This window comes from Sporosarcina sp. PTS2304, assembly GCF_003351785.1.
GTDB lineage: Bacteria > Bacillota > Bacilli > Bacillales_A > Planococcaceae > Sporosarcina.
In genome coordinates, this window is sequence record NZ_CP031230.1 from 243,956 (window position 1) to 257,689 (window position 13,734).

General features: G+C 45.0%; 13 protein-coding genes. 12 read left to right on the plus strand and 1 reads right to left on the minus strand.

Annotation, left to right across the window (positions count from 1 at the left end; translation table 11 throughout):
• Position 1: 1 nt before the first annotated feature.
• From DV702_RS00985 to DV702_RS01005, 5 genes are all read left to right on the plus strand, one after another.
• Complete coding sequence (locus DV702_RS00985; RefSeq protein WP_114923028.1) at positions 2 to 1,393, plus strand: L-cystine transporter; 1,392 nt, start codon at positions 2 to 4, stop codon at positions 1,391 to 1,393.
• A 215-nt stretch (positions 1,394 to 1,608) separates the two neighbouring features.
• Positions 1,609 to 3,162 carry a fatty acid--CoA ligase family protein gene (locus DV702_RS00990; protein ID WP_114923029.1) on the plus strand — a complete coding sequence of 518 codons (1,554 nt, stop codon included), beginning with the start codon at positions 1,609 to 1,611 and terminating at the stop codon, positions 3,160 to 3,162.
• Positions 3,163 to 3,344: 182 nt separating this feature from the next.
• Complete coding sequence (locus tag DV702_RS00995; protein ID WP_114923030.1) at positions 3,345 to 4,667, plus strand: TolB family protein; 1,323 nt, start codon at positions 3,345 to 3,347, stop codon at positions 4,665 to 4,667.
• A 97-nt stretch (positions 4,668 to 4,764) separates the two neighbouring features.
• Positions 4,765 to 6,207, plus strand: coding sequence for an aspartate ammonia-lyase (gene aspA, locus DV702_RS01000; RefSeq protein ID WP_114923031.1), 1,443 nt, complete (start codon positions 4,765 to 4,767; stop codon positions 6,205 to 6,207).
• A gap of 32 nt (positions 6,208 to 6,239) precedes the next feature.
• Positions 6,240 to 6,530 carry a late competence development ComFB family protein gene (locus DV702_RS01005; RefSeq protein WP_114923032.1) on the plus strand — a complete coding sequence of 97 codons (291 nt, stop codon included), beginning with the start codon at positions 6,240 to 6,242 and terminating at the stop codon, positions 6,528 to 6,530.
• Positions 6,531 to 7,497: 967 nt separating this feature from the next.
• Here the strand turns inward: DV702_RS01005 and DV702_RS01010 are convergent.
• Entirely contained in the window at positions 7,498 to 8,307 is an 810-nt protein-coding gene (locus tag DV702_RS01010) for a flagellin (protein WP_114923033.1), read from the minus strand.
• Between the two features lie 114 nt (positions 8,308 to 8,421).
• Here DV702_RS01010 and DV702_RS01015 point away from each other — a divergent pair, with 114 nt between their 5' ends.
• The 7 genes from DV702_RS01015 to DV702_RS01045 all read left to right on the plus strand — a co-directional run bounded on the left by DV702_RS01015 (position 8,422) and on the right by DV702_RS01045 (position 13,725).
• Positions 8,422 to 8,820, plus strand: coding sequence for a flagellar protein FliS (locus DV702_RS01015; protein WP_114923034.1), 399 nt, complete (start codon positions 8,422 to 8,424; stop codon positions 8,818 to 8,820).
• 716 nt (positions 8,821 to 9,536) lie between these two features.
• A complete protein-coding gene (locus DV702_RS01020) occupies positions 9,537 to 10,385 on the plus strand; it encodes a DegV family protein (RefSeq protein WP_114923035.1) in 849 nt (282 codons plus the stop codon).
• A gap of 74 nt (positions 10,386 to 10,459) precedes the next feature.
• Positions 10,460 to 11,770: an ATP-dependent helicase ComFA gene (locus DV702_RS01025; protein WP_114923036.1), complete on the plus strand. Its 1,311-nt coding sequence runs from the start codon at positions 10,460 to 10,462 to the stop codon at positions 11,768 to 11,770.
• Positions 11,767 to 12,381, plus strand: a complete 615-nt coding sequence (locus tag DV702_RS01030) for a ComF family protein (RefSeq protein WP_114923037.1) — start codon at positions 11,767 to 11,769, stop codon at positions 12,379 to 12,381. Before DV702_RS01025 ends, DV702_RS01030 begins: the two co-directional genes overlap by 4 nt.
• A gap of 5 nt (positions 12,382 to 12,386) precedes the next feature.
• The gene (locus DV702_RS01035) at positions 12,387 to 12,800 is read left to right on the plus strand and encodes a TIGR03826 family flagellar region protein (protein WP_114925792.1); all 414 of its coding nucleotides are present in this window, start codon (positions 12,387 to 12,389) and stop codon (positions 12,798 to 12,800) included.
• Between the two features lie 138 nt (positions 12,801 to 12,938).
• Entirely contained in the window at positions 12,939 to 13,202 is a 264-nt protein-coding gene (flgM, locus tag DV702_RS01040; protein WP_162805682.1) for a flagellar biosynthesis anti-sigma factor FlgM, read from the plus strand.
• A 19-nt stretch (positions 13,203 to 13,221) separates the two neighbouring features.
• On the plus strand, positions 13,222 to 13,725 hold the full coding sequence (locus tag DV702_RS01045) for a flagellar protein FlgN (RefSeq protein WP_114923039.1): 504 nt from the start codon (positions 13,222 to 13,224) through the stop codon (positions 13,723 to 13,725).
• The last annotated feature ends 9 nt before the right edge of the window (positions 13,726 to 13,734 follow it).

Genomic DNA, 13,734 nt, shown 5'->3' on the forward strand with positions numbered 1-13,734 from the left:
GATGAATACTTTTTTACTTATTTTGAATATTGCGGGGCTGTTATTGCTCGTCGGTTTGTTATATACAATGAATCGTAAAAAGATTTCATTTTCAAAACGTGTATTTACTGGGCTTGGGCTCGGGATTGGTTATGGACTTATTTTACATTTTGCTTACGGAACAGAGTCTGAAATTCTTAAGCAGTCGATGCCGTGGTTTAATCTGATCGGGATCGGCTATGTTAAATTATTGCAGATGATTGTCATGCCGCTTGTATTTATTTCGATTTTGGCGGCTTTTACGAAAGTGACGATCGGGAAGAACTTTGGGAAAATGGCGGGTACGATTTTGGGTATGCTCGTCGGGACAACTGCGATTGCTGCGGTGATAGGGATTTCGGTTACGCTGTTATTTGGACTGGATGCTTCTACTATTGTACAAGGGGAAGCAGAAGTGGCGCGTGGGGTTTCTATCGAAGCAAACTATGAAACTGTTGCAGATGTAACGTTACCTGAAAAGCTCATTGATTTACTACCGGCTAATCCTTTCTTAGATTTCACAGGAGCACGTCCGACTTCCACAATTGGAGTCGTGATTTTTGCGGCGTTCCTTGGATTTGCTTACTTGGCAATTACGAGAAGAGATGAAGAAAATGCGGTTACGGTGAAAAAAGGGATTGATGCGATTTACGCGTTGATCATGGGTGTTGTGCGAATCGTGCTACGTTTGACGCCGTATGGTATTTTAGCGATTATTGCTCGAACTGTAGCAACATCTGACTTTGCGGCAATTTACAGCCTTGGGAAGTTTGTGCTAGCTTCTTATGTCGCTCTACTAGTAATGTTTGGTATTCATTTACTCATTATTACATTATCAGGGTTGAATCCTGTGACGTATGTGAAAAAAGTGGGGGAAGCGCTAATATTCGCTTTTACATCCCGTTCAAGTGCGGGGACGTTGCCGTTAACGATTCACGCACAAACAAACCGCTTAGGTGTTCCTGAAGGAATCGCAAACTTTTCCGGTTCATTCGGTTTATCCATCGGGCAAAACGGCTGTGCTGGTATTTACCCGGCGATGCTTGCGGTTATGATCGCTCCGTCAGTTGGACAAAATCCACTTGATCCGACATTTTTACTAACATTAATTGCAATTGTAGCGGTTAGTTCATTTGGTGTGGCGGGTGTCGGAGGAGGCGCAACGTTTGCGGCCATTCTTGTCTTGTCAGCGCTCAATCTCCCTGTCGCACTTGCGGGATTATTGATTTCTGTTGAACCATTGATTGACATGGGTCGTACAGCAGTCAATGTTAGTGGCTCGATTACAGCGGGTGTTACAACAGCTCGCGTAACTGGTGAACTCGATACAAATATGTACAATGAATCACTTGAAAAACAAACAGCAGAAGCGTAATGTTTAAGAAATCCCGCAGAAGACAGCATCGTCTTCTGCGGGATTTTTTTGTACAGTCCGCTATACCCGACAATGATAAGGAGAGCGCAGATCGTTAAAGAATTGTCTAATCCTTTCAGAAAACTTTCCGAAAACAGTTGCCAACTAAATACTTTATCAGTATAATGAATGAAATACTGAATGGTGACTCATTCATTACATAGGGAGATGAAAGTATGAATTTAGTTTCTAGCGTTCACGACACTGCCCAGACAAACCCCGAAAAAATAGCCTATCGTTTTATGGGACAGGATACTACCTACGCGGAGTTTGACCGATCCGTTTCGATATTTGCTTCAGCACTTAAGGGATTAGGAGTGAAAGAAGGAGATAAGGTAGCTTTTTTGCTCGGGAACACACCACATTATTTAATTTCATTGTATGCTACGATGAGAATCGGAGCGACGGCTGTGCCGATCAATCCATTATATACTCCTGACGAAATATCTTTTATTTTGGAAAACAGCGATGCCAAAGCGGTCATTGCACTCGATCAGTTATTACCGCTCGTTGAAGTAGCGAGTCAAGCGTTTCCGACTATTGAAAACTATATCATTTGTGAAATGAGTGCGGACGTTGGCGAGAAGCTGGCCGCTCTATCAGACTCTGTGCAAGTGAAAGTACATCCGTTTACCAAACTTATGAAGCAATCAACACCAGTAGTAGAAATGCCGACAATTGACGAAAATGAAAGCGCTATCATATTATACACATCCGGTACAACGGGACATCCAAAAGGAGCGATGTTAACGCATAAAAATATTTACTCGAATGCGCGTGACGTCGGAAATTACTTAGGTTTTTCAGCAGATGACCGGATCGTAGCAACACTTCCGCTATTCCACGTGTTTGCGTTAACTGTCGTTGCGAATGCCCCGTTGCTAAAAGGTGCAACCATATTACTTGAGCCGCGCTTTAGCCCGGGAGACATATTCACATTGATTCGCGAACAAAAAGCAACGGTATTTGCGGGAGTTCCGACGATGTACAACTTCCTCTATCAGTACCCTGAAGGGAAAACAGAAGACTTTGAAACGATTCGATTGTCTATCTCAGGCGGCTCGTCGTTGCCGGTTTCTTTATTGCATGATTTTGAAGAGAAGTATCAAGTTCGCGTATCGGAAGGGTACGGCTTATCCGAAGCATCGCCCGTCACTTGTTTCAATCCGCTAGATCGGGAGCGTGTACCCGGATCAATTGGAACGAATATTATGAATGTGGAAAATAAAGTCGTCAACGAAATGGGCGAAGAACTTCCTAATAATGAAGTGGGAGAATTAATCGTTCGTGGACCGAATGTTATGAAAGGCTATTATAAGCAACCGGAAGAAACGGCCGCTGCAATACGGGATGGCTGGCTCTATACAGGGGATCTTGCACGGCGAGATGAAAACGGTTACTTTTATATCGTAGATCGCAAGAAAGACTTGGTCATCGTCGGTGGATTCAACGTCTATCCTCGTGAAGTGGAGGAAGTTTTATTTAGTCACCGGGAGATTGTGGAAGCTGCGGTAGTAGGAGTACCTGACGCGAACTTCGGCGAAGAAGTTCATGCGTATGTAGTGCTTACAGAAGGTTCGGAAGCGACAGAACAATCGTTACAAGAATTTTGTGCAAAACGTCTTGTAAAATATAAAGTGCCTAAACATATTGAGTTTTTAGATGAACTTCCGAAAAATACGACAGGTAAAATTTTACGTCGTTCGTTGAAAAATCATGTGAATAGCTAATAAATTAGTTTAATAAGAGTGATTCCTTGTCGAATGTTGACGAGGAATCACTCTTTTTTATCGGAATAGTATACCGTATGTAAGGAGTCAAGAACTCTCTTGCGGGCCTATCACAAGAATAATTGCCAAACTCCCCGCATCCTTGGTATGGTTGAAGTAGAAGAACAGACGGGAGGAATTGGATGAGTAAAAGCCCGGTAACGATAGAAGATATGTTTGAAACAAAATCAATAACGAATCCTGTACTGGCTCCGGATGACAAAGGAGCAGTTTTCATAGTGACGGAATTGAATGAACAAGACAACAACTATTATTCGGCCATTCATTACGTGAACTTGGAGACGAAGAGCGTCACGCAATGGACGTTCGGCAAACAAAAAGTCAGCTCACCGAAATGGTCGGCAGACGGTCAGATGGTAGCATTTCTGTCCAATCGTACAGAAACAAACCAATTGTACGTCCTAAAAGTAACTGGTGGAGAAGCCCGTCAGTTGACAGATGTAAAACATAGCATTGATTCGTTTGAATGGTCACCGTGCGGACAGAAAATTTGGTGTAGTGGGACAGTGAAATTTGGTGAAACATTCGCATCTACAGAACAGGCAGAAGACAAGTTCTCACAGTCGATCCGCATCACACGGATGAAATATGAAGCGGATCGAATCGGCGTAGTGCCGCAAGACGAATGGACACAAATTGGCTGGGTGGATCTAGCGACTGAGAACATCACCGACTTTACTACGGAACCGTTTCACCATTCATTAGAAGCGGTGTCGTCTGATGGTAAACAGCTTGTAATGGGAGTCAACCGCGCGGAACATGATGATCATGATGTGAGCACCCCGCTCATTTTAGTGGATATCGAAACCAAAGATGAGATGATATTATGTGATGCACAAGGCTATGTTGGTCAAGTCCACTTTTCCAAAGATGACCGGTATATCGCCTATGTCGGATCTGATTTGACGCATATAAATGCTACGCAAGCAGATGTATTTGTATACGATGAAGCAGACGGGCTGACGATGAATATGACAGCGGCTCTCGATGCACCTGTTGGGAATGAGAGTATTGCCGTTCACTTACAGCAAGCAGCAGCGCCCGGTGTAGTATGGACGGAAGATGAACAGCTGTACTTTCAACTGTCTGTTATGGGAGATGTCCGGTTATACGCGGCCACGCTTGACGGTGCTATGTATCCTGCGACAGGAGAAGATGAGCATGTGTATGGATATGATGTATCGTCCACTGGAGAGTTTGCGCTATTGACAGTGAGTACACCGACACATCCAGGCGAATTATATTACCAGACGATCGCGACGGGTGAACGAATCGCACTTACTTCATTGAATGAACGATGGTTGAACAAAGCGAAGCCGGACACTTTTCATTATTCAAACAGCGAAATAGATTTGGAGGGGTGGCTCATGCGGCCGACAGAGTATGATGAAAACACCGATTATCCAGTAAAAGAAATTATCGGGTGGTTTGAACGCTATCTTTAATGTAAGATAGAAGACGTACACAATTTGTCCACACTTGGCGAATCATGTATAGTAAGTACTAGTAAATGAAAAAATATTTGAGAAGAGGTTCTGCGTGATGGTAGAAGAGACGCTGTATAGAATTGAGAAAGACTTTATTGGAGAAAAGAAGGTTCCGCACAACGCTTACTATGGTATTCAGACATTACGGGCTGCTGAAAACTTTCCCATTACAGGCTATCGTGTAAACCGGGATCTAATCCGTGCGATTGCGATTGTTAAAAAATCTGCAGCACAAGCAAACCGTGACATTGGCCAATTGGATGAAAATTTAGCAGATGCGATTATTCAAGCGTCTGAAGAAGTAATAAACGGTGCGTTACGTGACCAATTTTTAGTCGATCCAATTCAAGGAGGAGCAGGGACTTCGGTGAACATGAATGCCAATGAAGTCATTGCGAATCGAGCGCTTGAAATTCTCGGTCATAAAAAAGGGGAATACGACATTATCAGTCCGAACTCCCACGTCAATATGGCGCAGTCCACAAATGATGCGTTCCCTACAGCAATTCATATCGCAACGTTGATGAAAGTAGATAAATTATTAGGCGTTATGGAATCGCTTCATAAAACATTCTTGAAAAAATCTATCGAATTCCAATCGGTTTTGAAAATGGGTCGTACCCACTTGCAAGATGCTGTTCCGATTCGTCTCGGACAAGAATTTGAAGCGTATGCGATGGTGTTACGCCGCGATATCGAGCGTGTCCGTGTATCCCGTGTCTATTTATATGAGATTAATATGGGAGCGACTGCGGTCGGAACTGGCTTGAACGCAGATCCATTATATATTGAAAAAGTAGCAACGTATTTATCAGAGAACAGCGGATTCGAATTGAAGTCTTCTACGCATTTAGTAGATGCTACACAAAATACGGATTCTTACGTTCAAGTATCTGCTGCACTGCGCGGAACGATGTTGAATATGTCTAAAGTATGTAATGACTTGCGTCTAATGGCTTCCGGTCCACGTACAGGGCTGAATGAAATTTCATTGCCGGCAAGACAGCCAGGTTCTTCGATCATGCCAGGTAAAGTGAATCCAGTCATGGCGGAAGTGATGAACCAAGTGTCGTTCCAAGTCGTTGGAAATGATATGACGATTGCATTGGCTTCAGAAGCAGGACAGTTTGAGTTAAACGTAATGGAGCCTGTGCTTGTCTTTAACTTATTGCAGTCACTGAAAATCATGACGAATGTCTTCGGTGCATTCCGTGACTATTGTTTGGATGGCATCACAGCGAACGTTGAGCACTTGGAAGAATATGTAGAGAAGAGTATCGGTGTCATTACAGCGATTAATCCGCACGTCGGCTATGAAGTAGCATCACAAATTGCGAAAGAGGCGTTGTTGTCGAACAAGTCGATTCGTGAGTTGTGTATTGAGAAGAATGTGTTGACGAAGGAAGAGCTGGATCAGATTTTGCATCCGTTTGAAATGACGAAGCCGGGTATTTCGGGTAAAGAGTTATTGAAAAAGAAAATCATTTTATCGAAGTAATTTTATTTTGAAGTGGTAAGGGGTTGGTCCTGATGAAGGTGCATAACATTATGGAAGTTGTTGTGGTGGATGTACTGAAGAAGTATAAAGACCAACTGCATATGCCGTGTACGTGTGAGCAGTGCATGAATGATGTGCTTGCGATGACGTTAAATCATTTGAAGCCGCAGTATATTGTGAAGGATTCGAATAGTGCGTATGTGCGTGCGCTGCATGAGGCTGACCGTCAAGGTTCGACTGCTATTTTGACGAAGGTTGCTTGGGCGGCTCGGGTCGTGGCAGAGAATCCGCGGTGTGATAAGTTGAGAGGTCCTTCCGAATGAGTTTTCGGAAGGACTTTTTATATCGTTGGATTGTTAGTTCTAGATGGTTGGGATTCGACGGATGAGTGAGGGAGATGGAGTGACGCTGACTTAGAGAGTCTTGCGGCTTGCGCTTCCAGACGATACGCTTTCCGGAGGGGACGCGATGGACCTCGCAAAAGTACGCTGCGAGTTACACCTGTCGTCCTTGATCCTCCCGGAGTCGATCGTCTTCCAGCTTCAGCCGAAACTTAGTGTGTGCAAGACAGGTCGATCATTCTTTGTATGTGGTGAAAGACTACGTGGGCTTGTCTGCTACTTCATGTTCGTTTATTAGATGGAGTGAAGCTGACTTGAAGAGTCCTGCAGCTTGCGCTTCCAGACGATACGCTTTCCGGAGGGGACGCGGTGGACCTCGCAAAAGTGCGTTGCGAGTTACACCTGTCAAATGCAAAGATGTGCTCCTTCTCGCTGCGCTTCACTCGCAAAAGCCGTCCTTCGCTACGGCTTTTCCTGATCCTCTCGGAGTCGATCGTCTTCCAGCTTCAGCCGAAACTTAGCGTGTGCAAGACAGGTCGATCATTCTTTGTATGTGGTGAAAGACCAACTAAATAGACTTGTCTGATACAATGCGACCGTTTTGAAGTTGAAAAGCGGTGAAGTGTTGCTAGCTACTATGACTGTTTCGACGAACTGAGTGAAAAAAGCAATGACTCTATATGTATTCAATCAGGCAATCCAAAGCTTTATCTACACTGTTCAGGAAGTAGAGCTTACCATACTCTATTTCTGGACGAACACAAACTGACTTACGAACACAAATTCAAGGATTCTCCCGGAAGAACCGGCGACTCCTGGGGGATCAGTACGAAAGGCGTAATCACCAACGCACTTTTGGCGAGTCCGCCGCGTCCCCTCAGGAAAGCGTCCGGTTTCTCTCGGGAGAATCCTAGCACGTCCACCCATTTTCTACACTACAGAACCTAGTTTATTTCAAAAGTGACACAGCGTCTTGCAAATTATTATTCACAGACTTAATCAGCATTTGATCACCTTTTTGACGAATATCTTGCTGGACAAAATTCATCATTTCCTTTGCCATGTCTGTATCAGCCAGCATGGAAAGTGATTGAGTGATATTGCCTTCAAACACAAGAGCGTTTTCTAAATGGTGCTCAATTCCGCTCATTTCTGACCCTACTTTCGTTAGCTGACCGCTAATAGTTTCAATCGCTTTGTCGAGAGTAGAGATGAGTTCGGAGGCGTCTTGTCGAGTAGCGATCGATGCGCCGTCCAAGCCGAGTGCTGATGTGCTGACGTCGATGTCGCCAATGGTCATTTTTTGACCTGGATTGGCACCGACTTGCAAATTGAGTGGATTGTCACCGCCGAGAATCTTCATTGTGTTGAATTCCAGTTTTCCCGCTGTGTCGTTGATCGCCTGCATAATTTGATCGAGTTCCATCGTACTGGATTTGCGATCGTCGTCTGTTAACGTATCGTTGGCGGCGGCTACTGCCATTTCTCGTCCACGTTGGAGTAAGTCGTTAATATTGTTTAACCCTTCGTTGGACAATTCGAGTACAGAAAGACCGTCTTGCATATTGCGTTGCGCTTGGGAAAGTCCCTTGATTTGAGCACGCATCGTTTCAGAAATGGCTAGACCTGATGCACTTTGGCTGGCGGTCGCTACTTTTGAACCGGTACTGAGCTTCATGAGCGTCTTTTCCATGTCCGTCGCATTCCTTTGCGTACGATTCGTTGAAAACGCAATATTTTCTGAGCTGTGTATTCGCATCCCTTCACCTACTTTAGCTATTCTTTTTGATTTCCTTTTTTATATCGGTCACTTTTATTCAAAATCCACTCATTCAGACGATAATAAAATAAAAGTATTGTGAGGGGGAGCGGCATGTATTTGAAGCGTGCGATCGAAGTATATCAAACGACAGCCAGCGCTACGACCCCGATGATTGATAGTATCATTCAGTTGCTTAGTGAAATGAGCGATTTATTAGTGGATGTGCAAGCAATGATTGAACGTGGCGAGAGCTCGGACGTGTCCGATTCATTGAAGAAGCTGCAGCAAGTATTGTTTGAGTTAATTGGTGTTGTAGATCACCAGTCGGAAGAAGGGAAGCGGTTGGTATTGCTGTATGTCATGCTTAATCAGCATCTTGTGACGGTGCAGTTACATAAGCGTTATGAATTATTACCTAGTATCCAATTACACGTACAACAACTTGCCGAAGCGTGGATTTCAGCACGTCAACAACAGCGTCGTCAGCGATTTACAACGGATACGTTATAAGAAAATGACGTTGGCGATTGGATGGAGTAAGACTAACTTAGCGTGTCTTGCGGCTTGCGCTTCCAGACGATACGCTTTCCGGAGGGGACGCGGCGAACCTCGCAAAAGTACGCTACGGCTTTCCCTGAACCTCCCGGAGTGATCGTCTGTAAGCCGCAAGCCGGAATTAGTGTGTGTAAGACAGTTTGATCACACTTTGTACATGGTTTTTGAAGTTAGAAAGTAGCGAAGTGTTGCTAGCCGCTATGACTGTTTCGATGAACTGAGTGGAAAAGCAATGACTATATACGCATTCGTGAGGCAATCTAAAGCTTCACCCACACTGTTCAGGAAACGGAACTTACCATACTCTATTTTTGGACGAACACGGACTGACTTACGAACACTAACTCAAGGATTCTTCCGGAAGAACCGGCGACTCCTGGAGGATCAGGACGACAGGCGTAATCGCCACGCACTTTTGGCGAGTCCGCCGCGTCCCCTCAGGAAAGCGTCCGGTTCTGTAGGAAGAATCCTCACACGTACACTCATTTTCTACACTGCAAAGGAGAAGTTCACTTACCCTACTCCAACTTCTGGACGAACCCCAACCGACTTATGAACCCTAACACATACACTACTTTACTCCACCGAACAAACACACATAACGGAAATGACCAATTTACAGATGCCAACAATCCTTATTTCAGGTAGAATAGGGGCAGGAGTTGATCATATTGAAAACAGCAATCGTAACAGACAGCACGGCGTATGTGCCGGATGATATAAAAGCAGAACTAGAAATTTACACCATCCCCCTACTCGTAACAATCGATGACCAATCATTCGCGGAAGAAGTAGACCTGACAACAGACGCATTTTATGAAATGGTGCGTGGAAAAGGTCCGTTACCAAAAACATCCCAACCAGCGCTCGGGGACTTTGAGGCGTTGTATGAAAAGTTGGCGGGAGAGTATGACGCAGTGATTTCCATCCACCTATCAAGCGGTATTAGCGGTACGTATATGGGCGCTAGACAAGCGATCGACATGGTACCGGACATCGAGATTTTGCCATTTGACTCAGAAATTTCAGCTTATCCCCAGGCGTTATATGCGATCCGCGCAGCTCAGCTAGCGAAAGAAGGCATGGATCCGCACGCCATACTGGAAGAATTAAAAGAAATGAAAAAAACGATGAAAGCCTATTTCATGGTAGATAACTTATCACATCTGCAACGCGGTGGCCGATTGTCAGGCGCACAAGCACTCGTCGGTGGGTTACTGCAAGTGAAACCGATTTTGCATTTTGAAGAAAAAGTCATCGTCCCTTTCGAGAAAATCCGAACGACGAAAAAAGCGATGAAACGCATTGCAGAGTTATTGGCGGAAGACGCAAAAGACCAGTTGCTTGACGCAGTAGTCATTCACGGCAATCGCTATGAAGAAGCGGTTGAATGGAAAGAAATACTTGAGAAAAAACATCCGAACGTCGATTTCACGATCAGTCATTTTGGCCCGGTCATCGGCACACATCTTGGTGAAGGGGCGATGGGACTCGGCTGGGTGAAACGGCGCGGAACATAAGGGAGGAATCCTCTATAGCCGATTACACCGAACTACAACAATTTTTGGCAGGGCGTATATGGCTTCGACGTGTCATGCCGTTTTCTAAAGAACTAGTGAACCATGCAGTTGCAGAAGGGAAAATTCAAACAATAGAAGGAATTACAGCGAAATCGACATGGTACGGTAAGCGGTATACATGCAACCGTTGCCTGAACACAGAACCGTCGAGATTTACAGTGTTTGACTGTGCACAATGTGAGACAAGCTGTGCTTACTGCAGAAATTGTCTGAATATGGGTCGTGTATCCCGCTGTTCAGAATTACTGCTTTGGATTGGGGAAGAACCTGCCTATCCAACGACTCATCGCATGAACTGGCAAGGGAATTTGACGCTCTCGCAACAGCAAGCGACTGGCGAACTGCTCGAAAGTACGAAACAAGGCATTTCGCATTTACTCTATGCGGTCTGCGGTTCAGGTAAAACAGAAATGCTGTTTCAACCGATCCACTACGTATTAAGTGAAGGGAAACGAGTCTGCCTCGCTGCGCCGCGTGTGGACGTCATATTGGAACTATTGCCACGACTGAAAACCGCATTTCCTGATACGATCGTAGAAGCGCTGTATGGCGGAGCAGAAGTGGAACATGCCGATGCGCAGTTAATTCTTGCGACAACGCACCAGCTATATCGATTCCATGAAGCATTCGACGTCATATTCGTTGACGAAGCAGATGCGTTTCCTTATACAGCGGACAAAACATTGCAACAAGCTGTACAGAAAGCAGCGAAACGAAAAGCACCCATTCATTTCGTCACTGCCACACCGTCCGCACAACTACTCGCGATGAATAAAAAGGCAGGCAACAGATCTATCCTCGCGAGGCGCTATCATGGACAACCATTGCCCGAACCACGCAACGTCCCATTGTGGAATTATGAAAAACAACTACAGAACAAAAAGATTCCTGCTATATTATTGCAATGGACGAAAGAACGTCTCGAACAACAGCAACCATTTCTCATCTTCTTTCATCAGATCGAATTAATGGAACTGGCGGAAACTCTATTCCAACAACTAGATGAAAGGATTTGTGCAGTTCATGCGGAACATGATGACCGCAAAGAACGCGTGCAATTGCTTCGCGATCGAGCGATACCGGGCTTGTTAACGACAACGATTTTAGAGCGGGGTATTACGATTCCTAACGTTCAAGTGGCGGTCGTCGGAGCAGAGCAAACGATTTTCAACAAAGGGGCACTCATTCAAATTGGCGGCAGAGTCGGGCGTTCTGTACCGAATACTTCTGGTGATTTCGTCTTATTTCATCACGGGGTTACTCGGGCGATGGACGAAGCCAGAAGAGAAATCCGTAAGCTCAATCAAACAGAGGTGCCGTTATGAACTGCTTACTGTGCGACAAGCGAATGGACGATCAACCGACATGGCAACAATTACTTGGAATAATGAGAGATGCTACAGTTTGTCCGCCATGCTTCGAACGATTCGATAGGATTGATCGCATTGAAGAAGACGACATACTAGATTCTGTTCATTCGCTCTATGCATATAATGAACAAGCGCGTGACTATGTACATCAATTTAAATTCATGCAGGACATTGCGCTCGCTAATGTATTTGCAGGTGAACTACGCAGCGTACTACGTGACTCGAAAAAGATCATCGTGCCGATTCCGATGCACCCGAACAATAAAAAGAATCGTACGTTTTCGCAAGTGGATGCCTTGCTTGATGCGGCTAAACTGCCGTATGAACACTATATCCGAAAGACGACAGAATCGGTGATGGGAGAAAAAACGCGAGCACAACGTCTAGAGATGACTGAACTATTTGAAGCGACTGCCGATATAATACGTAATGAGAAAATTTTCATACTCGTCGATGATATTTATACGACGGGTACTACGTTGCGGCATGCTGCGACTGCGCTCAAAAGTAAAGGAGCCGAGCGAGTGGAAGCTGTAACGTTATTCAGACCTATAAGAGAGAAGTGATGAAAATGGCGGAAGCAAGAAATTGTCCGACATGTGGTGAAATATTTAATTTTACAGGCCTTCGAGAGGTATGTGCTACATGTGCAGCTAAAGAAGAAAAATTATATGAAGACGTCTACCGTTTTCTGCGGAAGCGCGAAAACCGTGCAGCCAATATCGAACGAATCGTCGAAGTAACAGGAGTCACAGAATCGTTACTCCATCAATGGGTACGTAAAGGCAGACTACAACCGGCACTATTCCCGAATCTCGGCTATCCGTGTGATAAATGCGGCGCCCTTACTACGACAGGGAAACTATGCGACAGCTGTACAGAAGAGATCAAGCGCGAACTTAGCGTACACGACGCAGCGACAGAACTGCGTGAAGCGTTAGCTGAAAAAGAACGTGGCACTTACTATGCGCAAAGAAAAAAATAACAACAGGCAGTAATGTTCAAACCGTGCAGTTAGTCCTGCTCGGTTTTTTTCATTCCAAAGACTCTAAATAAAACTTGAAATGTGCCGACATAAAGAATAGGACGTATAATAAGTCTGAATATGAAAGGAGCGAGACGTATGAAAGTCGAAGGATTCAAAACACCTATGGTAAACCCTTACCGCAATCAACAAATGAAGATTGACCAAACGAAACAAGCCAGTCAGATGAAAACTGACAAGCTGGAAATATCATCGGAAGCAAAAAAGCTATCTGCCACTTCACCAGTTGAGACAGAACGCCAGCAACGCGTACAACAGCTAAAAGCTCAAGTACAGTCCGGTGAGTATCAAGTAGACGCGAAAACACTCGCTTCAAATATGTTGTCATACTTCAATAAGTAAGCAGAAAGTAGGAATACGAATGTCCATTGAACCGATTTTGACAATGCTCAATCACCTAGAAAAACTGCATATGAGCTTGCTCCGTCTGTCCAACGACAAGACCGCACTGCTGAAAAGTGGAGATATCGACGGGATTGACCAACTGTTGAAAGAGGAGCAAGCCCACTTAGCGGCCATTGTGCAAATGGATCAAAAGCGCGTGCACGCAGTCAAGCAGTACTTAACTGAACAAGGAAGTCCAGTACCTGCCGAACCAACGATGACGCAACTGATCGAGCTAGCCGACGAACCGGACAAAGAACCGTTAGCAGAGGCGAGGGAACGTCTCCTGCATGCGATTCATGAGTTGAAACGGCAGAACGAACTCAACCAACAAATGACGTACCAATCGCTTCAATTTGTGAATCTATCGCTGGACATGATCCGTCCGCGTCCGGAAACCGTCAACTACTCGAAAAACGAAGTACAAGGGCAGTCACCAGGAGCGAAGCCAAAACTCTCCTCGTTCGACTCTCAAGCTTAAGGAGGCCAC

Coding starts and splice junctions, on each gene's coding strand:
- DV702_RS01010 (WP_114923033.1), bottom strand. CDS start 8,307: ATGCGAATACACAGCTCAGAAAATATTGCGTTTTCAACGAATCGTACG.
- DV702_RS01030 (WP_114923037.1), top strand. CDS start 11,767: ATGAACTGCTTACTGTGCGACAAGCGAATGGACGATCAACCGACATGG.
- DV702_RS01025 (WP_114923036.1), top strand. CDS start 10,460: ATGCCGTTTTCTAAAGAACTAGTGAACCATGCAGTTGCAGAAGGGAAA.
- DV702_RS01005 (WP_114923032.1), top strand. CDS start 6,240: ATGAAGGTGCATAACATTATGGAAGTTGTTGTGGTGGATGTACTGAAG.
- aspA (WP_114923031.1), top strand. CDS start 4,765: ATGGTAGAAGAGACGCTGTATAGAATTGAGAAAGACTTTATTGGAGAA.
- DV702_RS00995 (WP_114923030.1), top strand. CDS start 3,345: ATGAGTAAAAGCCCGGTAACGATAGAAGATATGTTTGAAACAAAATCA.
- DV702_RS00990 (WP_114923029.1), top strand. CDS start 1,609: ATGAATTTAGTTTCTAGCGTTCACGACACTGCCCAGACAAACCCCGAA.
- DV702_RS01015 (WP_114923034.1), top strand. CDS start 8,422: ATGTATTTGAAGCGTGCGATCGAAGTATATCAAACGACAGCCAGCGCT.
- DV702_RS01045 (WP_114923039.1), top strand. CDS start 13,222: ATGTCCATTGAACCGATTTTGACAATGCTCAATCACCTAGAAAAACTG.
- DV702_RS01035 (WP_114925792.1), top strand. CDS start 12,387: ATGGCGGAAGCAAGAAATTGTCCGACATGTGGTGAAATATTTAATTTT.
- DV702_RS00985 (WP_114923028.1), top strand. CDS start 2: ATGAATACTTTTTTACTTATTTTGAATATTGCGGGGCTGTTATTGCTC.
- flgM (WP_162805682.1), top strand. CDS start 12,939: ATGAAAGTCGAAGGATTCAAAACACCTATGGTAAACCCTTACCGCAAT.